Here is an 18928-nt window from a genome sequence, read left to right as displayed (position 1 = left end):
CGATACCGTTGAGGGTATGACTGCTGGTATCAAGAAGGCCGCCCATGTCGTCGACGCTGCTACCGTCATGGGGCTGCTCAGGGCCAGGCCGCGGCTGCTTGCCTTGGGTGAGCCGACCCATGGCGAGGACGTTCTGCTCGAGCTACGGAACGATTTCTTCCGGCAACTCGTCGAGCAGGAGGGCTACCGGACAATCGCCATCGAGAGCGACTGCATGATGGCCCTGGTCGTGGACGACTACGTCACCTCGGGCCCGGGCATTCTCGACGGGGTCATGGAGCGCGGCTTCAGCCACGGGTGGGGCGCCTTCGCGGCCAACCGCGAGCTGGTGCGCTGGATGCGTGCGTACAACGACGGCCGGCCCGCATCCGAGCGGCTGCGCTTCGCCGGTTTCGACGGCCCGCTGGAGATCACGCACGCCGCGAGCCCCCGGCAGGTCCTCATCGCACTCCACGCCTACCTCACCGCATGGGTGGACGCCGACCTGCTTCCCTGCACCGCGGAAACGCTCGACCGCCTGCTCGGCGCCGACGACCGGTGGACCAACCCCGCCGCGATGATGGACCCGTCGGTGTCGGTGGGGCACACGCCCGAGGCGACACAGTTGCGGCTGCTCGCCGACGACCTGGTAGCCCTGCTCGACACGCAGTCACCACACCTGATCGCGGCGTCCTCGTGGGACGACTGGGACCGGGCACGCCTGTACGGTCGTACCGCCACCGGGCTGCTGCGCTACCACTTCTGGATGGCCGACACGTCACCGAGCCGCATGACGCGGCTGTGCGCACTGCGGGATTCGATGATGGCCGCCAACCTGTTCGCCATCGCCGAGCGGGGCCCGGCACTGGTGCACGCCCACAACGCACATCTGCAACGGCACAAGAGCACGATGCAGATGTGGCAGGGACCGGTGGAATGGTGGAGCGCCGGAGCGATCGTCAGCGCCCAACTGGGCGAGGGGTACGCCTTCCTGGCCACGGCCCTCGGCACGATCCGCCACCACGGTGTGGAGACCCCACCCCCGGACACCATCGAAGGGCTCCTGTACGCGCTCCCGGAGGACCGGTACGTCGTCGACGCCCGCCGACTGGCCGCCATCCTCGGCGACGTGACTCCCGCTCCCCGTGTGTCCCCCTGGTTCGGCTACTCCCCGCTGGACCCGGCCCACCTGGCCAGCACCGACGGGATCATGTTCGTCAAGGACTCCCCGCCGAACTAGGCTCCTCAGCGTTCAGCGCCGGCTGGCCGTCAACGGTCCACGTGGCGACCGGGCATCGTCGGCGCCCGGGTCACGCAGTGGGCGTAGCGCCCGGTCGGTACGCGGACTGAAGGCATAGCGGCCGAGCGTGTTGATGTGGGCGTGCCCCAGCGGGGACAGCCGGGCAACGCCCTCATTGCGGGCCGGGTGCCCGTCGGTGCTCGGAATCCCCGTGCAGGCCACCCGAGTGGCCGCCCTGCGCCGGTCCGACCGGCAGTTCGACGACGAGATCCTGGCGCACATCTGGCCGACCCACCGCAGGAACGTGCACTTCTACGGCACCCACTCGGTCGACATCGACGGTGAACTCGCCCAGCTCGACACCGACGGCTACCGGCCGCTGCGGCTGACTAAGGTCGTCTCGGCAGGCAGCTGATCGACGTCTTCGTGAGCGGCGGCTTCTCTTGCGGGTCGCCGCTCACGTCTGAGGTCCACCGCGCGCCGCGGCCGCCGGGCTCTACGGGAAGAGGTACACCTCGGGGCGAAAGCGTCAACTGACGGGCCTGGTTCGCGGAGAACCCCCGGCCCGGTCGCGACGCGACCGGGCCGGTCCGTTCGCCGCCGCGATCGGTGTTCGAAACGCGGCAGTCGTCCCGTATTGCTGCCGCCGGATCCACACCATGCTCGGCAAATTGGTCTAGAAACTCTTTCCTGGCGGCAACGTTTCAATGCGGTCACAGCGTATGTAGTTGCTATGACGATGTTGGCGAGGATGGTGAGGAAGCATGCGCAGCCAGGACGACGAGGAGGTAACAGCCTTCGTCAGGGCTAGCTACGGTCGCTTGCTTCGTGAGGCCTTTCTGCTCTGTGGGGATGCTGGCCGAGCCGAAGACCTGGTGCAGACCACTTTGGCGAAGACAGTCGTGGTGTGGTCGCGTCTGCAGCGGTCCGAGGGGATCGACAACTATGTGCAACGGACCCTGATCAATGCCTACCTCAGCGCGCGGCGCCGCCGGGCCTGGTGGGAGCAGCCCTTCAGCCGGCTGATGGAAAGCCAGGCCCGGGACGAGTACGTGGGGGTAGAACAGCGGGACTGGCTCCGTCGGGCGCTGGATGCGCTGCCGGCACGACAACGTGCCGCGGTCGTCCTGCGCTTCTATGCGGACCTGTCCGAGCAGGACGCGGCGCGGGCGTTGGGCTGTTCGGTGGGCACGGTCAAGAGTCTTTCGTCAAGGGGCCTGCGGACGCTCCGCCAGCGTTGGGTCGAGGTCGACGCCACAGCTGAACACGAGGTGCGATATGCATAGTGAGACAGAGTTGCGTGACCGCCTCGCTGCCCTGGCCGAGCCGGTGAAACCTGTCGAGGGTTACGACGACAAAGTCATGCGGCGGTCACGTCGGCTTCGTTGGCGGCGGCGGATGACCGCCGGTGCGGCGGCCGCCGTGTGCGTGGCAGTACTGGTGACCATGGTCAGGGTGGTCGGAGTCGGCTCGGCGCCACAGCTTGCCGCACCACCCCCGGACGGCCCGTTCCTGGGCTGGTCTGCCGTCGGTGACGTCGATGCCAGCCTGGTACGTGAGGCCACGGACGTCTGGGATGCTGCCGGAACAGCAGGGCCGCACACCGCTGTCCGGGCTCTCGTCGCCATGCGGAATCACCAAGAATTGCACTCGATCGCAGTCCTGCAGGGGTACGACAAGCAGGGTGTCGCGCGGCTGGCGTTCTTCACCAGTGATGGGAGCGCGGCTCAGGCTTTGCGGCTACGGGCGGATCGGCCCGCACCCGACCCGGTCAACACTCAGGTGATCAGCCTGGTCAGTCCCCGGTTGACCGGACCGGTCGGAGAAGTCAGCAAGGATGGGTGGGGTACCTACGCCATCGCTGTCGCTATGCCAGGCGTTACTACAGTGCGGGTCTCAAATACGGTCATCGACGACGAGATGCTAGGCGAGCCCGACGCGCCGACCAGCCGCCTTATTGTCAAGGGGTTCCCGCTGAACGCGACAGCGCAAACAACGACTATCTCCGGCTTTGTCAAGCCGAATCGACCGCTGGCCAAGATGACGAAGGTGTTCGAGGTGCCAGGCGACGGCGGTGCCGACGGCGACGCGCGAGCGGTACCGGGCACGGTGTTGGCTGCAACCGGCCAACAGATCGTCGTGGCTTTCCAGCAGAACCAGGCGGTGCGGCGAGGTCAACTCGCTGTTGTGACCAAGGGTTTGGTCGGACGCGTGACCGCGGTTGACGTCACGCGTGGCGAAGCGACAATTGACCTGCTTACCAGTACCGGATTCGCCGGCCCGGCATACACCGACATCAGCGATGTGCCGGGCTCCGTGCGTGGCACCGGAACGAGTCTCGTCATGGAACGCATACCGACAGGTGACAAGGTGTATACGGTGTCTGCGGGAAATCGTGTTCTGGTGCCGGATCCGTGCCAGCCGAATGACCAGGTCGGCGCTGTTACGGTTGGACGAGCTTCCTCGGACAAGGCGGCGGAAGCGAGCAGTGTGGAACTGACACCGACGGTTGACCTCACCCACGTGCGCGAAGTGTCAATCATGACGTCGCCCACTGGCGGCGATTGCTAACGCCGAAAAAGCGTGCGGAAGGCGACTTGCCTCCCGCACGCTTTACGCGGCGGCAGTATTCGCCTCGATCTCGGCAGCGCTGGGTTTCGCGGTGTTCGGCTTGACGTCGGCTGCTTCTGCCGTAGGCGCCGCCTGAACCGGAGCAGCCAGTAGCAGCAGCCCTGCGGTCGCAGCGCCGGTGGCGGCAGCGAGCCACCTCTTGAACGAGTGTGACACTCTGCAATCCTCCCCGTTGCAGTAAGTAGTGGGTTGATCCTTCCGGGAAGCGATCGACCGTCATAAGATTGACGTCTGGCTATAACTTGTGAGCCTTGTCGCCCGCCTTCGGTGGCCCATGCACAGTGGACATATGTTATTGAGAAATGCCGATTAAAAGGTGAGGGCCGGAGGTCTGGTGACACGCTTCGCCGACCAGAAGGCACGCCACGGGGGTCTTACCTGCTCAACGGCGCGGTCGAGGGCGCGGTAGGTGCGGGAACCTGGGTGCCACGCCCATCGACCGCACCATCAGCTCCGCTGACGGCCGGAGGGGTTGGGATGCTGACCCCCGCGGCAGGTAGGTCAGCGCGGGGTTCGAGGCGCCTGACCTGCTCGTTACTGGCGCACACCTGTGACAGAGAATCCCGTATTCTCTGTCACGGTGCGATGATCCACCCATCGCCACCTGCGGGACACCATCACTGCGGCGAGGGCGACTCGGCCACATTCTGTGTCACATCACCGGAAGAGGTCGCCGAGGTGTCCGTGATCCCGCTGCCGACCGCCCACCGCCCGGTGGCGCTCGTGGTCGCCGTCGACGCGTTCCTCGACCGGTTCCGCGACGACCCCGGCACCCGCGCCACCTACACCGAGCCCCTGCGCCGGCTGCGCGAGACCGCCGGCGATCAGGTGCCGGTCGCCGCGCTCACCCCGGAGATCTACGAGCAGACGATGACCCGCTGGGACCAGTGCGCCGCGAACACCTGGAACAAGCACCTGTCCGCGCTCACCTCGTTCACCGCCTACTGCCGCCGCCAGGACTGGCTGACCACCGACCCCGGCCGGCGCCTGGAACGCCGCAAGGTCACCCGGACCCGGGACAAGACCATCCCCCGCGCCCGCCTGGAGCGGCTGTTCGCCGACGACCGCAACCCACTACGCGAGCGGGTGCTGTGCCCGCCACCGGCACCTGGCGACGCTCGGCATCTACGTCCGGCTCGGTGAGGAGACCTCCGCCCGGGCCATGTACCTCGGAGGGGACTACCACCGATTGCGCTCGGATCGCGGTACGTGCCCAACCGGAGTCGCGTGCATGCATGAGAGATCATGAAGCATGCGTCCAGATGGCTGGCACCTTACCGAAGACATCGACGCCTTTTTCGCCCGAGCCGGGGATTTCCTGCGCTCGCGCCCCGCCCTACACAACACGCAGCTGACAGTGGTTGAGAGACTGCGAACACGTGGGACGGGCGCAGATGGTGCCGAAGCCACCGTGTTCGGCCGACTGGAGTCAGGGGGCGAGGTCCGCGCCATTTTTTACCGCCGTCCGTCCCGCCGCCTGACCCTCACCCCCCTCTCTCAGGAACAGGTCGACACTCTCGCCGCCCGCTTGGCCGACCTCGGCCACCCTCTCTCCGGCGTCACCGCGGACCACGACACCGCCACCGCTTTCGCCGAGGCATGGCAGCGGCATACAGGCGCAACCTCGGTGCCCAGTTGGTGGGGCAGTCTCTACCGTCTCGGCACACTCACCCCGCTGGAGCCGACCCCAGAGGGTCACGGACGAGTGGCGGGTGAGCAGGACCATGAGCAAGTCATCCGGTGGTGCGGTGAGTTCGTCGCCGCCGTCGGAGAGGCTCCCCCCATAGACGCCGGCTCCTGGGCCGACTCGCGCTTCGCGGACAAGCAATTCACGTTCTGGGAGACCCCGGATGGCACTCCGGTCTCCATCGCAGGCTCGACTTCGATGGTCGGCGGCATGATCCGGGTGGACCCCGTCTACACCCCGGCCCACCTCCGGGGCCGCGGCTACGCGGGCGCCGTGACCGTCGAGGCGAGCAGAGCCGCGCTGGCTACGGGTGCGACGGACGTCGTCCTGTTCGCGGATCCGGCCAACCCCACCAGCAACGCCCTCTACCAGCGAATCGGATACGTCCCGGTTACCGAATTCACCGGGTACGACTTCTCCTACGACGCGTCAGAAGCCGGTTGAAGAACACGGCCTGGCCAAGGACGGCGATCAAACGCTGGAGTACACATCGGGCGTTGGCGTCCTGCTTCGCCAGGACGTGGACTTGGGTGCCGGTAGAAACGTGTCACCAGCCGCAACGGCGGTGAGCGCGCAGGCCAGCGGTGGTCAAGCGGTCGCCTCGGCCTTCGCCGCAGCACGATCGAGGACTCGGTACACGGTCGGCCGGGAGACGTTGAACAGTTCGGCAAGCCCGGCGATGGCGTGCTCGCCAGCGGCGTGGAGTTTGACCAGGTGCGTCTGGCGGGGCGCGGACAGCTTCGGCGCGCGGCCCTTGAGTTTGCCCTTGGCCCGGGCGATCGTCATGCCTTCGCGGGTGCGCATGCGTAGCGGTCGACTTCGAACTCGGCGAAAGGCGCTACCCGTCCCGGTCTGACCGCCACCCTCGATCACATGCGCGGCGAACTGATCTTCACCGTGTTCGCGGCCCGCTCCATGTCCCTCCAGGCTGATGAGCGTCGCCCACGAAGTCGTCGAGATTCCGGCGCTCCAGCACCCGGTCATCGGCAGCTCCGGGTACGCGATCAAGAGCCGGACCGTGTCAGCGTGCTACACGGGCGGCGCCTGGTCGGGGGTACCCGTCGGTGTCGGTGGGGCGCGCGCCCGAGGCCAGGCAGCTCAGGATTGATCTCGGTTGGGTCTGCCCGCACGCTGCGCGCCGCCTGGCAGCTCATCACGCTGGTGGAGGGGCGGCCGTACGCCTACCTGCCGCGGGAGGGCCGGCGGGCCTACCGGGACGAGCCTCGGCCCGGACGGCCACACCTGGCTGCGAGCTGCCGGTGCAGTACTGCCTGCTGGATCCGCCGGCCCTGGCTACCCGGTAACCGTCGTCTCGCGCTCGTACCAGGGATCCGGAGCGGGTTCGGTTCGAGTGACGTGCACGGCGAAGGGTTCCAGGCCGACCTCAGCCCGCCGCTCGTCCAGCCGCTCGGGATCCACGCACGGCCACGGCACCGGCGCGCCGTCGCGGACGCCGGCGATCTGGGTACCGTAGATCTGTTCCTGACCCTCGTTGACCAGCACCCGGTCGCGCAGCAGGGCCAGCTCCCGCGGGCTCGCCTCGCCCACCGCCACCGCCTCGGCCAGCAGCGCGAGCGCCCGCCGCTGCACCTCCAACTGCCGGTCCGCGTGCTGCGCCAGCTTCCACGCGCTGACGGCCGCCGCCGGCCCGACCAGCCGCGCGGTCGGCCAGCCGTGCTCGGCCATGAGCTCAGCCAGCCGGTCCCCGTGCCCGGTGGTCACCCGTCGCCACGCCAACTGCGCGGCGTGGTCGTCCTGGTTCATGGCCTCGCGCGTTGCGTGAAGGTCCACCGCCGCCATCGCGACCAGCTCATCAGCCAACGCCCGGTACCGCTCGTCCACCACGTTTCGCCCCCGTCCTGTCCCTCGCCACGGTCACGGCCCGGACCACGATAGGAGGCGGGCCCCCAGAAAAGACCATCCCGCGGGTCGATGACACGCACAGTCGCCTCGGGTGACAATGGATTTATCACCGCTCACGAGTACCGCACCAGCCGGCCCAGGCGCGTTCCGCGCGCCGCCGGAGGCGCGGTATACGCGCTCGTACGAGGTTTCGCGTCACGTTCATCCTCGACGGGAAGACCGCCACCGGCCTGCCGGTACCCGACGAGGTCGTCACCCCGCCCGGCGCCGTCGCGCTCACCGAGGTCACCGAACTGCTTGACGCCGCTCCGCGGCAGCTGACCGTACTGCCGAAGCGATGCTCCTGTGCGTCAAGGCCGTGCCGCGACAAGGTCAACGAAGGCATGGACGTGTGCCGGGGTCTTACTCTGCCGGGTAGTCGATCGCAGGAGGCAGGGATGGGATTGTCAGGCCGGGACTGCACTGACTGTGGTCGCAGCGTCCGCGAGCCGTTCGAGAAGACGATCACCGGGCGGGAGGTCTGCCCGGACTGTGCGAACACGCTGTTGATGGGCTCCGCTGCAGGGGCGATCACCGGTAACGTCGGTTCCGGGTACGGGGTCTGGGCGATACTCATGCGCAAGATCCGACGCTTCGGCTGAGTTCCCGGAAGGTCCGCCGGTCGGCCGTGAGCGCTGTGACGATCTCGCGGGCGAGGTAGCGCTTGATACAGCGGACGGTCTCGCGTTTGGTCTTGCCCTCGGCGGTGCGCCGGTCAGCTCGTCTGCCGGTCCAGGGCGACCGTCGGCGGGTACGCGAGACCGGGGATGGCGCGCAGGGTGCGTTCGACCGTCTCGGTCGGGTAGGGCGTGGCCCGGCTGACGCCGAACAGGTCCCAGTAGAAGTCGTTCATGGCCGCTGCCACGGGCGCGTACCGGCGGATCGTCGCGGCGATGCGGGGTGGGGCGCCGACGGGCTCAGCGCCGGCGGCGCAGGCGCGGATGTACTCGTTGCGTCGCGCCGGCCCGCCGTGTCGCGGTACCGGGATGCCGCACACCGTGGTGACGAGCCAGTTGACCAACCCCATCAGTGCGTAGCCGAGGTCGTGGGTGCGGTTGCGGGCGAGGAAGTCGGTCTCCTGGGTGGACAGGTCGAACCGTGGCGAGGTGGCCAGCCCGAAGTCGGTGAGGTACAGGCGTCGGCCGTCGGTGAGGATGTTGCCGAAGTGGGCGTCGAAGTGCATCAGACCGTTGGTGTTCAGGAACGCCAGGTCGGTCGGCAGCCGCGACTCGAGCAGCACGCAGGCGGCTGCCACGGCGTCGGGTCCGGCGGTGACCTGGGCGGCGAGCCAGTCGCGGAGGGTGTGCGGGACGAACTCGGCGAACAGGACGAGGCTGGCTGAGGCACGGGCGAGGGCGTGCAGGCGGTCGCGTACCGCCGGCGATCCGCCCCAGTACGCCACGGCGCGTTCGATGTCGGCGTGCTCGTCGGCCGGCGGGGGCGCGCCCGGCCGTACCCGCCAGTGGTACAGCAGCGGGAAGGCCGCGCTGCGCCCGGCGAGTACCCACTCGGTCGTCGTGGTGTGTGCCGCGAGCTCGCGCCAGGCGCCGAAGCCCGGTGAGCCGACCGCGACGACGCCGTACTGGCACATCGGGGGCAGTCCGAACAGGTTCGCTGTGGACATGACGTTGTCGGGGTGGCGTTCCAGGTCGGTCAGGGGTATCCGTTTGACGAACACCGGCACGTCACCGACGTGCAGCAACGCCGATGTGCCGCCGATGCCGGAGCCCAACGCCCTGGCGTGTGCCAGCGCCTGGTCGAGGTGCCGGTCGCGGTACGACGCCAGGGTGCGTGACACCTCCTGGTGTCTGCTGACGCGTTCGTCGTGGGACATGCCCGCGTCCGGCGTTCCGCTGTCCGTTGTGTGCACCCGCACCACCTCGTGGTTTCGACCCGGCCGGTGGGCACGCTACCCGTGCGGGTCAACCGCCGTCGGCGGTGATGGCTGTCACGGCGGTGGCGCCCGCCGCGCCGGCGGGGAGCAGCGTGCCGGTGCGCCTACAGTCGACGCCATGAGCGATGTGCCTGACAGCGCAGATGTGAACGACGGCGCAGGCGTGAACGACGGCGCAGGTGTCGTCGGCAGCGCACTCGTTGACGCGGCGGTCGCCGACGTCTGTCGGGAACTCGGGGTGGACACCCCGGCCCGCCTCGACGTCGTCGCCGCCGACCCGCTGCTGACGTCGCCGTACCGGGTGGAGGTGGCCGCGGCCGCGACGGTCGCGGCGGCGACCACTGCGGCGGGCCGGTTGTGGCAGGCGCGGGGCGGGCCGGCCCCGGCGGTGACCGTGGACGTGCGGCACGCGACGCTGGCGTTCCGTAGCGAGCGGTACCTGCGCATCGACGGCGCGACGCCCCCGGTGTGGGCCGACCTGTCCGGCGACTACCGGGCCGCCGACGGATGGGTGAGGCTGCACGCCAACTACCCGGCGCACCGCGACGCGATCGCCGCCGCGCTGGGCGTGCCGGGCGACCGTGACGCGGTCACGGCGGCGGTGGCGGCCCTGCCCGCGGTGGCCGTCGAGGACGCGGTGGTCGCCGCGGGCGGCGCGGCGGCGGCGCTCCGCACCCCGGCCGGCTGGGCCGACCACCCGCAGGGCCGGGCCGTGGCCGGGCTGCCGCTGGTGGCGATGGACCGCGTCGGCGATGCCCCGGCACGGCCGCTGCCGGCGGCCGACCGCCCCCTCTCTCGCGTACGGGTACTCGACCTGACCCGGGTGATCGCCGGGCCGGTGGCCGGGCGGACCCTGGCCGCCTACGGCGCGGACGTGTTGCGGGTGGGCGCCGGCCACCTGGCGTTGGTGCCGACGCTGGTGGTCGACACCGGTTTCGGCAAGCGGTTCACGCACCTGGACCTGCGCACCGACGCCGGCCGGGCGGCGCTGCGTGACCTGGTGCGCGACGCCGACGTGCTGGTGCAGGCGTTCCGGCCGGGCGCGCTGGACGCGTTGGGTTTCGGCCCGCAGGAGTGCGCGGCGCTGCGCCCCGGACTGGTGTACGTGTCGATCAACGCCTGGGGGCACGCCGGCCCGTGGCGCGGCCGGCGCGGCTTCGACAGCCTGGTACAGCTCGCGACGGGCATCGCCTGGAACGGGCCGGGCGCGCCGGCGGCACTGCCGGCGCAGGTGCTCGACCACGGTACGGGCTGGCTGGCGGCCGCGGCGGCGATGGAAGGGCTGCGCCGGCGGCACACCGACGGCGGTTCCTGGCATGCGCGGCTGTCGCTGGCGGCCACGGCGCGCTGGCTGGACGGCCTGGGGCGCCGCCCGGTCGACGTACCGGCCGGGGAGCCGGGCTACCCCGACGACCTGGTGGCGCGCATGGACAGCGACTTCGGGACGGTCGACTACGTCCGGCCGCCGGGCCGGCTCGACGGGTACGTGCCGTCCTGGGCGGGCCCGCCACACCGGCCGGGCGCGGACGCACCGGGGTGGCGGGCCACCGGGCGGTGACGCTGTACCTGATCGTCACAGTCAGGTGCGTCGTCACGGCGGCGACGGCGCGGCCTCCCACCGCTCCCACCCGCGCCCGCGGTTGCCGGCAGGCGTAAGCGAGGACTAGCCTTTTCTAGGGTTTTTCGAAGAGGGCACCTCGTTCGGTGAGGCGTCTTCACGGACACAGGCCACTGATCCCACCCGTCGAGAGACGCTCCGGATCAGGACAGGTCCTCCCGGGCTAAGGGGGGACCCCAGGTGGCTTCCCTGCTGAGGGGATTACGCCGTGAAGTGCCAAAGCTCTGACGAGTCGGGGTGAACCGGCCGCAGCGGCGGGCCGGTCCGCTCCTTGCCGAGTCGAGACAGGCGCGAGTTCATGCGCGTCCCGGCCGGAAGGAGGCGAGAGACATGGATTGCAGTAGTGGTCCGGGCCATAGACGGCCCGCCGTCCGCTTGTCCTCGCGTTCTTCCGGCACGCGGTAACCACCTCTCCTGCGCGGCGCCCGGCCGCGCCGTACGTCCACGCCAGCGATCATGATCGCTTGGCCGGTTCCCCACGCGTTCCTGCAGGGGGGATGGTGGCTGCGTGCCTTCCGAAACCCGCCCCGCTCGGGGCACTGGGAGGCCACCATGAACGACGCGATCCTGATCCAGGCGCCGCGCGCCACCGCGGTGCGCGACGAGGCGCACCGCGGCGACATCCACGGCGCGCTGGGCACCATCCGCCTGCACGACGCCGCGGCCCGCCGGGGGCTGTCGGCGAAGCTGAAGACGCTGCTGGCGATCATCGGTCCGGGGCTGATCGTGATGGTGGGCGACAACGACGCGGGCGCCTTCGCCACCTACGGGCAGGCCGGGCAGAACTACGGCACCCGGCTGCTGTGGACGCTGCTGCTGCTGGTGCCCGTGCTGTACGTCAACCAGGAGATGGTGCTGCGACTGGGGGCCGTCACCGGCGTGGGGCACGCCCGGCTGATCCTGGAGCGGTTCGGCAGGTTCTGGGGCGCGTTCAGCGTGATCGACCTGTTCCTGCTCAACGCGCTGACGCTGGTGACGGAGTTCATCGGCATCACCCTGGCCAGCGGCTACCTGGGCCTGCCGAAGGTCGCCTCCGTCGTGCTGGCCGCCGTGGTCATCGTCGCGTCGGCGTTCACCGGGTCGTTCCGCCGCTTCGAGCGGGTGGCGATCACGCTGTGCGCGGCGTCGCTGCTGCTGGTGCCGATCTACGTCATGGTCCACCCCGCGGTCGCCCGGATGGCCCGCGACTTCGTCGTGCCGTCCCTGCCCGGCGGGTCCGGTCAGTTGGCCACGGTGATGCTGCTGGTCATCGGCATCGTGGGCACGACGGTGGCGCCCTGGCAGCTGTTCTTCCAGCAGTCGTACGTGATCGACAAGCGGATCACCCCGCGGTTCGTGCGCTACGAGAAGGCCGACCTGTGGCTGGGCATCGTCGTGGTCGTCGTCGGGGCGGCGGCGATGATGGGCTTCACCGCGGGCGCCTTCGCCGGCACCCACGTATTCGGCCACTTCACCGACGCCGCCGGGATCGCCGCCGGGCTTCAGGCGAAGGCGGGCACGGTGGCGGGGGTGCTGTTCGCGGTCGCGCTGCTGGACGCCTCGATCATCGGCGCGTTCGCCGTCTCGCTGTCCACCGCGTACGCCGTCGGCGACGTGCTGGGCCTCAAGCACTCCCTGCACCGTGGCGTGTCCGGGGCAAAGGGCTTCTACGCCGTCTACGCCGGGCTGGTCGCCGCGGCGGCGACCATCGTGCTGATCCCCGGCGCCCCGCTGGGGCTGCTCACCGAGGGCGTGCAGGCCCTCGCCGGCGTGCTGCTGCCCTCGGCGTCGGTGTTCCTGCTGCTGCTGTGCAACGACCGGGCGGTGCTCGGCCCGTGGGTGAACGGGCCGCGCACCAACGCGTTCACGTTCGCGGTGATCGGGGTCCTGGTCACCCTGTCGGTCATCCTGACCGCTGCCGTGCTGTTTCCGCACCTCTCGGCGACCGCCATCCTGCAGGTCATGGCCGCCTGCGGGATGGTCGGGGTGATCGCGGCCGGGTACGCGTTGACCGGCCATCTGCGCACCGGCACCGCCGAAGACCCGGCCGGCCGCACCGGCCGCGACAGCTGGCGGATGCCCCCGCTGCAGACGCTGACCCGGCCGGTCATGTCGACCGCCCGCAAGATCGGCATGGGGGCGCTGCGCACCTACCTGGTCATCGCGATGGCCCTGGTGACCATCAAGATCGTCCAGGTCGCGCTCGGCCGCTGAGCAGACATCGCCGCTGCGGGTGCCTCGCGGTCCCCGCAGCGCCCCAGCGTCCGGCCGGCCGGGCATGTCGCCTGCCCGCCGGACGCCGGCCAGTGGCGCGCGTCTGGCCCGACCGTTGCGGCTCTGCCGTCCCGAAGGAGGTGTCCCGTGCCCGCACTGACCATCCTCGACTTTCTGACCCGGTTGGCCACCGGTGTGGCCTGCGGGGCTCTGATCGGCGTCGAGCGTCAGTGGCGCGCCCGGATGGCGGGCCTGCGCACCAATGCCCTCGTCGCCACCGGCGCCACGCTGTTCGTGCTGTACAGCGCGGCGACCGGCGACCCAGGCAGCCCCACCCGGGTCGCCTCCTACGTCGTGTCCGGCGTCGGCTTCCTCGGTGGCGGCGTCATCCTGCGCGACCGCGGCGGGGTCCGCGGGCTCAACACCGCCGCCACCCTGTGGTGCTCGGCGGCCGTCGGCGTGCTGTCGGCCACCGGCGAGACCGCGCTCGCCCTCATCGGCACCGCCACCGTCCTCGCCGTCCACCTCGTCCTGCGTCCCGCCGGACGCCTGCTCGACCACGTCCCGTCGGCCGGCTCCGACCCCGACACCACCCAGCCCGCCACCATCCACCTGATCTGCGGCCGCGGCGACGAGCCCCACATCCGCGCCCTGCTGCTGCAGGCCCTTGCCTCCAGCGGCGTGGCCCCGACCGGGCTGCGCGCCCAGCGCGGGCAGACCGAGTCCGTCAGCCTGCGCGCCACCGTCACCGTCAGCGGCGACATCGCCCCGGCGCTGGAGCCCGTCATCGCCCGCCTGTCCCTGGAACCCGGCATCCGCGACCTGCACTGGCATCTCGACGAAGACGACACCGTACGCGAGTCCGTTCCCGTCTGACCGGCCCTCGCGCACCGCCCGATAGGCTCGGTACATGACGGCCCTGCCGCCGGTCGCCTATGGCGTGCCGTGCACGCACGGGTGCGGGCCAGCCTGGCACGGGCTGATCTACCTCGCCGTCCTTGCCGCGGTCGTGCTCGCGGTCGTCGTCCGCGCTGGGTACGTCGGCCAGCTGCTCCGCTACGTTCACCGCTTGCGACACGGTCCTCGCCGTCCTCGCCGCAACGATCACCATCCGTCAACGGTCGACGGTCGTCGGCACCCTTGAACACTGCAGATCGGCGGCGCGGAGGCCGCGCGAACCGTGCGGCTGCGGGATCCGGAGCAGGAAGCAGCCGGGACCGCGCAGGCCGCCGAGCGTGGCCAGCAGATCAAAACCGAGCGGTTCGCCCCGCGCCGTCGACGCACCATGCCCGTAGCCGCGTAACGTCGCGTTCCTCACCACCACACACGAACTGCCGGCGGCCAGCGCCGGTTACTAGCTGCCCAGCAGGTGCAACTGCTGGGCGAGGTAGACGACCGAGACCACGGTGACCGCACCAGTGATCATCCAGGCGGTGGTCCGCAGCGGCCGGCCGGCGGGCTGCCCGCGCATCAGCCGCGAGTTACCGGCGACGAGCACGAGCATGACCAGGCCGATCGGGGTGGCCACACCGGCGATGATGCTGGCGACAAACAGCAGCCGGATCGGCCTGACCCCGGCCAGCGCGAGCACCGTGCCGAGCACCGCGCCGGCAGCCAGGACGGCGTAGAAGCCCGGCGCGTCACGCACCGGCTGGGACAGACCGCGTCGCCAGTTGAACGCCGAGCCGGTGGCGTACGCGGTCGAGGCCATGATCACCGGAAGGGCGACCACCGCGGAGGCCAGCAGGCCAACAGCGAACAGCAGGCTGGCGAACCGACCCGCCACCGGCCGCAACGCCTGGGCGGCCTGCGCGGCGGTGTCGACGTTGAGGTGGTGGACGCCGAGGGTGGCGCCGCTGGCGACCAGAATGAACCAGAACACCACCACCGCCAACACCGTACCCATGACCGCGTCGAACTCCCGGACCCCCAGCCAGCGCCGGCCGGGCCGGTCTTCGACCTGCTCGACGGTCTGCCACACGTACATGTACGTGGTCAGCGTCGTACCCAGCAACGCCAACGCCCCGGCCAGGTAGTCGGCGGAGAACCCCAGTTGCGGCAGCAGGCAGCCACGCGCCACCGCCGCCCAGTGCGGGTGGGCCAGCACCGCGGCGACGCCGTAGGCGAACAGGCACAACAGCACGTACTTGAGCACCCGCTGCACCTCGTCGTACCTGCCGATGATCAGCAGCCCGAGCAGCAGCAGCGCCAGGGGTGCCACAAACCAGGTCCACCGGTCGCCGGTCGCGATGCCGATCGCCGCCGCGCCGGCCTCCAGGTCGGCAGCGATAGTCACCACGTTGACCGTCAGGATCGACACCAACAGCAGCACGCCCCACCGCCGGCCGTAGGCGTCGGTGACCGCCTTCTGCAGATCCCGGCCGCTGACCAGCCCGACCCGGGTCGCGAGGGTCTGTACCACGGCCAGCATCGGCAGCAGCAGCAGCGTCAGCCACGCCAACCCGTACACCGTAGTCGCGCCGACCACGACGAGGGTGGCCACCGTGGTCGGGTCGGTGTCGGCCGCGCCAGCGACCACCCCCGGGCCGACCGCTCCGAGGTAATCCCGGCGCCGCGGCATCCGCCGGGAAGTCTCGTGACCGGTGGAGTCCGCCGTCCGTGCGACGCTCACCCGGCCCACACCGGTCAGCTGGCGGAAATTGCTCATCCGCTGTCTAGGTACCTCGCCCACACCAGCGCAAACCCGGCACGCAGGACGATCAGGAGCAGCTACGACACGTGTCACCAATCCCAAACGCGCGCCCCGGCGCCACGGGCCGGTAACACCTACCCGGTCAGCGCCGGTCGAGTGGCCCCCACTCGGTCGAGCCGAGGTCCTCGATCAGGGCCTCGCACTCGGCCAGCGCCCGGTCGGAGATCCAGGCCATCGGCCGTACCCGGGTCACCAGCGGTTCGTTGTCCGGGCCGCGCCCGCACTGCTCGGCGACCATCACCCAGGGCCGCACCCCGGGGCCGCGCAGGTCGCGTAGATGCCGGTAGTCGTACAGGCGCCGGGCCACCCACACCCGCACCGACCGGTCGCCCCACCACGGCTCCACCCGCAGCGGGTTCGCCGACAGACCGGGCAGGGCGACGCCGGTCAGGGCGTCCCGGCTGCTCCGGTCGCCGTCGCCGCGGGCGTCGAGGTCGACGTCGGGCCCCGTGGACCACCTGATGTACAGGTCGTCGCCGGGGGCGGCGGACTCCACGAGAAACGCCAGGCCGTCGAGGTCCTCGATGGTGGGCATGGCCAGGTCACGGTCGCTACGGGTCACCCACGCCCGATGCCCGCTTACGGGACATTTCATGCATATGGCGGCTTTACGCATCGCGGGTTGGCGATGCGCCGTGCGTCGCGACTACTCGGCCTCCGGCGCCGACACACCCACCCCACCGCGGGTCTGCGCCCCGTAGCGGGACTTCTCCCGACCGATGTCCAACGGGCCGAACCGCGGCCCCGCCCGCAGGGCCTCGTCGTCGAGCAGATCGGCCGGGATCACCCACACCACCTCGAACTCCAACCCGTCGGGATCCTTGGCGTACAGGCTCTTGGTCGTCCCGTGGTCGGACGCCCCGACCAGCGCACCGGCCGCCGCCAACTGCCCGGCCAGGCGTTCCAGCTCCCCGAGGGTGTCCACCTCCCACGCCAGGTGGTACAGCCCGACCGTGGCCCGCCCCGCCTGCGACGCACCCACCCCAGCGGCCTCGAACAGACCGAGATCGTGGTCGTTGGTGGAACCGGCGGCCTGCAGGAACACCGCCCCCGGCAGCGACATCACCGCCCGGAACCCCAGAACGTCCTGGTAGAACGCGACACTACGGGCGAGGTCACCGACGTACAGCACGGCATGGTTGAGACGGGTGACCGGCATCGAAAGCCTCCTCGCGGTTACCACCGACCGTAACAGCTTGTTGAACGTTCAAACGCCCGACGCCCGGACGGTACAGTGACGCACATGGCCCAACCCCGCTGGCTCGACGACGACGAGCAGCGCACCTGGCGCGCCTTCCTCGGCGCCAGCCAACTCCTGCTCGACCAGCTCGACCGGGAACTGCAACGCGACGCCGGCATGCCCCACGCCTACTACGAGATTCTCGTCTGGCTGTCCGAGCCCCCCGGACACAGCCTGCGCATGAGCGAACTCGCCCGGCGCACCCGCTCGTCCCGCAGCCGCCTGTCGCACGCCGTCGCCCGGCTCGAAGAACGCGGCTGGGTCACCCGCCGTGACTGCGCCACCGACAAACGCGGCCAGATCGCCGAACTCACCGCCGACGGCCTCGCCGCCCTCACCGCCGCCGCACCCGGACACGTCGCCGGCGTACGCGCCCACCTGTTCGACGCGCTCACCCCCGAACAGGTACACCAGCTCCGCCGCATCAGCGAAGCGATCATGCGTCCGCTCGACGACGACGGCATCCTCACCACTCCACCACCAGCGGACGGTGATCCGACACCGTGACCGGTGGCGTCCGCGCCTCCCGCGGCGGCGGCAACCCGGCCGCACCACGCGGATCAAGCAGCACATGGTCGAACTGCACCCGCGGCGTCGGAGACGGATACGTCGGCCGGTGAGCCAGCATCCGCCATCCCGACACCACCCCGGCCACCCGTCCCGGAATGTTCAGATCACCCAACAGCAGCCGAGGCGCCGGCAACGTCCGCAACACCCGGATCGCCTGCCGCAACTGCCGCACGTTCCACCCCGGAATGAACGACAGATGCGTCGTCGCCACCGTCATCGCGCCCCACGGCCCGTCCACCACCGCCGCCAACAGCACCCGTGGCTCGTCATCGAGCAGGATCATCCCGCCGCCCGACGGGCCCGGCACGTACACCGGCGCCCGCATCCGCGCCGCCGGCAACCGCGCCACCCGCCACTCCCGCACCGGCCACCGCGTCGCCAACGCAACCCCGTAGTGCGGCTCGCCCACCCCCGCGTCCGACGCCGTCACCGTACGGAACCGTTCCCCCGGCGTACCGATCACCGTCGGCACGAACCGGTGAGCGGCCCGGTCACCCAACGCCGCCGCCGCCAACGCCGCCAGATCGGCACCTCCGCTGCGCGGCTGATCCCGATCCACCTCCTGCATGCCGAGCACATCCGCGTCCAGCCCGGCCACCGCCGCGGTCAACCGCGCCGGATCGACCCGGCCATCCTGCAACGACCGCCCGTGCATCAGGTTGAACGTCACCAGCCGCACGAAACGTAACGATATGGCGCCCCACGCCCCAGCGCACACACCGACCCGTCCGCCCACACCGCGACCGACTTGGCATGATGAGCCCATGCAGGTCTCCGCGCGCGGCGACTACGCCGTCCGGGCCGCCCTCGGCCTCGCCGCCACCTACCCGGCCACGGTGTCCGCCCAGAGCATCGCCGACGAACAGGCCCTGCCCCGTAAATTCCTCGAAGCGATCCTGGCCGACCTGCGCCGCGCCGACCTCGTCCGCGGACTGCGTGGCGTCGACGGCGGCTACGTCCTCACCCGCCCACCCGCCGAGATCAGCGTCGGGCAGGTACTCCGCGCCGTCGACGGCCCACTCGCCGCCGTACGGGGACTGCGCCCCGAAGACACCGCCTATGAAGGCACCGCCGCCCACCTCCAACAGGTGTGGGTCGCCGTTCGCGCGGCCGTCCGCAACGTCCTCGACGAGGTCAGCCTCGCCGACCTGGTCCGCGGCCGACTCCCGGCACACGTACGACGCCTCACCGCCGCCCCGGAAGCCTGGCAACCGCGCTGACGCGAACGATGCCGCCGACTCAACCGGGGCGGACGCCGCCG

General features: G+C 70.5%; 19 protein-coding genes and 1 riboswitch. Of the genes, 12 read left to right on the top strand and 7 right to left on the bottom strand.

Going from position 1 to position 18928, the window contains the following annotated elements:
• Window positions 1–16 precede the first annotated feature (16 nt).
• The 6 genes from ACNTMW_RS06575 to ACNTMW_RS06550 all read left to right on the top strand — a co-directional run bounded on the left by ACNTMW_RS06575 (window position 17) and on the right by ACNTMW_RS06550 (window position 5981).
• Entirely contained in the window at window positions 17–1219 is a 1203-nt protein-coding gene (locus ACNTMW_RS06575) for an erythromycin esterase family protein (RefSeq protein WP_426632484.1), read from the top strand.
• Between the two features lie 196 nt (window positions 1220–1415).
• Window positions 1416–1634: a hypothetical protein gene (locus tag ACNTMW_RS06570; RefSeq protein ID WP_426632482.1), complete on the top strand. Its 219-nt coding sequence runs from the start codon at window positions 1416–1418 to the stop codon at window positions 1632–1634.
• A 349-nt stretch (window positions 1635–1983) separates the two neighbouring features.
• Window positions 1984–2505, top strand: coding sequence for a SigE family RNA polymerase sigma factor (locus tag ACNTMW_RS06565; RefSeq protein ID WP_426632481.1), 522 nt, complete (start codon window positions 1984–1986; stop codon window positions 2503–2505).
• Between the two features lie 10 nt (window positions 2506–2515).
• A complete protein-coding gene (locus tag ACNTMW_RS06560) occupies window positions 2516–3790 on the top strand; it encodes a rod shape-determining protein MreC (RefSeq protein WP_426632479.1) in 1275 nt (424 codons plus the stop codon).
• Window positions 3791–4528: 738 nt separating this feature from the next.
• Window positions 4529–4993 carry a hypothetical protein gene (locus ACNTMW_RS06555; protein WP_426632478.1) on the top strand — a complete coding sequence of 155 codons (465 nt, stop codon included), beginning with the start codon at window positions 4529–4531 and terminating at the stop codon, window positions 4991–4993.
• A 109-nt stretch (window positions 4994–5102) separates the two neighbouring features.
• The gene (locus tag ACNTMW_RS06550; protein ID WP_426632477.1) at window positions 5103–5981 is read left to right on the top strand and encodes a GNAT family N-acetyltransferase; all 879 of its coding nucleotides are present in this window, start codon (window positions 5103–5105) and stop codon (window positions 5979–5981) included.
• A gap of 144 nt (window positions 5982–6125) precedes the next feature.
• On the opposite strand, the gene ACNTMW_RS06545 is transcribed toward ACNTMW_RS06550, so the two are convergent.
• Both ACNTMW_RS06545 and ACNTMW_RS06540 read right to left on the bottom strand, forming a co-directional pair.
• On the bottom strand, window positions 6126–6545 hold the full coding sequence (locus ACNTMW_RS06545) for a helix-turn-helix domain-containing protein (protein WP_426632476.1): 420 nt from the start codon (window positions 6543–6545) through the stop codon (window positions 6126–6128).
• Window positions 6546–6830: 285 nt separating this feature from the next.
• Window positions 6831–7382 (bottom strand): DUF6624 domain-containing protein, encoded by a 552-nt coding sequence (locus ACNTMW_RS06540; RefSeq protein ID WP_426632475.1) that lies wholly within the window; start codon window positions 7380–7382, stop codon window positions 6831–6833.
• A 455-nt stretch (window positions 7383–7837) separates the two neighbouring features.
• Here ACNTMW_RS06540 and ACNTMW_RS06535 point away from each other — a divergent pair, with 455 nt between their 5' ends.
• Window positions 7838–8041: a hypothetical protein gene (locus ACNTMW_RS06535; protein ID WP_426632474.1), complete on the top strand. Its 204-nt coding sequence runs from the start codon at window positions 7838–7840 to the stop codon at window positions 8039–8041.
• A 113-nt stretch (window positions 8042–8154) separates the two neighbouring features.
• Here ACNTMW_RS06535 and ACNTMW_RS06530 read toward each other — a convergent pair whose 3' ends face one another.
• Window positions 8155–9309: a BUD32 family EKC/KEOPS complex subunit gene (locus tag ACNTMW_RS06530; RefSeq protein WP_426632473.1), complete on the bottom strand. Its 1155-nt coding sequence runs from the start codon at window positions 9307–9309 to the stop codon at window positions 8155–8157.
• A 142-nt stretch (window positions 9310–9451) separates the two neighbouring features.
• On the opposite strand from ACNTMW_RS06530, the gene ACNTMW_RS06525 reads away from it, so the two are divergent.
• From ACNTMW_RS06525 to ACNTMW_RS06515, 3 genes are all read left to right on the top strand, one after another.
• Window positions 9452–10891, top strand: coding sequence for a CoA transferase (locus tag ACNTMW_RS06525; RefSeq protein ID WP_426632472.1), 1440 nt, complete (start codon window positions 9452–9454; stop codon window positions 10889–10891).
• A gap of 131 nt (window positions 10892–11022) precedes the next feature.
• Window positions 11023–11195: riboswitch (M-box (ykoK) riboswitch) on the top strand.
• 308 nt (window positions 11196–11503) lie between these two features.
• A complete protein-coding gene (locus ACNTMW_RS06520; RefSeq protein WP_426632471.1) occupies window positions 11504–13144 on the top strand; it encodes an NRAMP family divalent metal transporter in 1641 nt (546 codons plus the stop codon).
• 147 nt (window positions 13145–13291) lie between these two features.
• Entirely contained in the window at window positions 13292–14020 is a 729-nt protein-coding gene (locus ACNTMW_RS06515) for an MgtC/SapB family protein (protein ID WP_426632470.1), read from the top strand.
• Window positions 14021–14498: 478 nt separating this feature from the next.
• On the opposite strand, the gene ACNTMW_RS06510 is transcribed toward ACNTMW_RS06515, so the two are convergent.
• The 3 genes from ACNTMW_RS06510 to ACNTMW_RS06500 form a co-directional block, all read right to left on the bottom strand.
• On the bottom strand, window positions 14499–15812 hold the full coding sequence (locus tag ACNTMW_RS06510) for an NRAMP family divalent metal transporter (protein WP_426632469.1): 1314 nt from the start codon (window positions 15810–15812) through the stop codon (window positions 14499–14501).
• A 127-nt stretch (window positions 15813–15939) separates the two neighbouring features.
• Window positions 15940–16419, bottom strand: a complete 480-nt coding sequence (locus ACNTMW_RS06505; protein WP_426632468.1) for a DUF6098 family protein — start codon at window positions 16417–16419, stop codon at window positions 15940–15942.
• An 84-nt stretch (window positions 16420–16503) separates the two neighbouring features.
• Window positions 16504–17016 carry a VOC family protein gene (locus tag ACNTMW_RS06500; RefSeq protein WP_426632466.1) on the bottom strand — a complete coding sequence of 171 codons (513 nt, stop codon included), beginning with the start codon at window positions 17014–17016 and terminating at the stop codon, window positions 16504–16506.
• An 84-nt stretch (window positions 17017–17100) separates the two neighbouring features.
• Between ACNTMW_RS06500 and ACNTMW_RS06495 the strand changes: the two genes are divergently transcribed.
• Window positions 17101–17604, top strand: coding sequence for a MarR family winged helix-turn-helix transcriptional regulator (locus tag ACNTMW_RS06495; RefSeq protein WP_426632465.1), 504 nt, complete (start codon window positions 17101–17103; stop codon window positions 17602–17604).
• Here the strand turns inward: ACNTMW_RS06495 and ACNTMW_RS06490 are convergent.
• Window positions 17564–18346, bottom strand: a complete 783-nt coding sequence (locus ACNTMW_RS06490; protein WP_426632464.1) for an endonuclease/exonuclease/phosphatase family protein — start codon at window positions 18344–18346, stop codon at window positions 17564–17566. The two genes, ACNTMW_RS06495 and ACNTMW_RS06490, sit on opposite strands and share 41 nt — an antisense overlap.
• 85 nt (window positions 18347–18431) lie before the next feature.
• Here ACNTMW_RS06490 and ACNTMW_RS06485 point away from each other — a divergent pair, with 85 nt between their 5' ends.
• Window positions 18432–18887 carry an RrF2 family transcriptional regulator gene (locus ACNTMW_RS06485; protein ID WP_426632463.1) on the top strand — a complete coding sequence of 152 codons (456 nt, stop codon included), beginning with the start codon at window positions 18432–18434 and terminating at the stop codon, window positions 18885–18887.
• Window positions 18888–18928 lie beyond the last annotated feature (41 nt).

This window comes from Planosporangium spinosum, from assembly GCF_049999945.1.
Taxonomy (GTDB): Bacteria; Actinomycetota; Actinomycetes; order Mycobacteriales; family Micromonosporaceae; genus Planosporangium; species Planosporangium spinosum.
This window is presented reverse-complemented; position numbering and strand designations above follow the sequence as displayed.

Bases quoted from the DNA above. Each gene is read 5' to 3' on its own strand.
- ACNTMW_RS06500 (WP_426632466.1), bottom strand. From the start codon at position 17,016: ATGCCGGTCACCCGTCTCAACCATGCCGTGCTGTACGTCGGTGACCTC.
- ACNTMW_RS06485 (WP_426632463.1), top strand. From the start codon at position 18,432: ATGCAGGTCTCCGCGCGCGGCGACTACGCCGTCCGGGCCGCCCTCGGC.
- ACNTMW_RS06575 (WP_426632484.1), top strand. From the start codon at position 17: ATGACTGCTGGTATCAAGAAGGCCGCCCATGTCGTCGACGCTGCTACC.
- ACNTMW_RS06525 (WP_426632472.1), top strand. From the start codon at position 9,452: ATGAGCGATGTGCCTGACAGCGCAGATGTGAACGACGGCGCAGGCGTG.
- ACNTMW_RS06550 (WP_426632477.1), top strand. From the start codon at position 5,103: ATGCGTCCAGATGGCTGGCACCTTACCGAAGACATCGACGCCTTTTTC.
- ACNTMW_RS06535 (WP_426632474.1), top strand. From the start codon at position 7,838: ATGGGATTGTCAGGCCGGGACTGCACTGACTGTGGTCGCAGCGTCCGC.
- ACNTMW_RS06495 (WP_426632465.1), top strand. From the start codon at position 17,101: ATGGCCCAACCCCGCTGGCTCGACGACGACGAGCAGCGCACCTGGCGC.
- ACNTMW_RS06520 (WP_426632471.1), top strand. From the start codon at position 11,504: ATGAACGACGCGATCCTGATCCAGGCGCCGCGCGCCACCGCGGTGCGC.
- ACNTMW_RS06565 (WP_426632481.1), top strand. From the start codon at position 1,984: ATGCGCAGCCAGGACGACGAGGAGGTAACAGCCTTCGTCAGGGCTAGC.
- ACNTMW_RS06510 (WP_426632469.1), bottom strand. From the start codon at position 15,812: ATGAGCAATTTCCGCCAGCTGACCGGTGTGGGCCGGGTGAGCGTCGCA.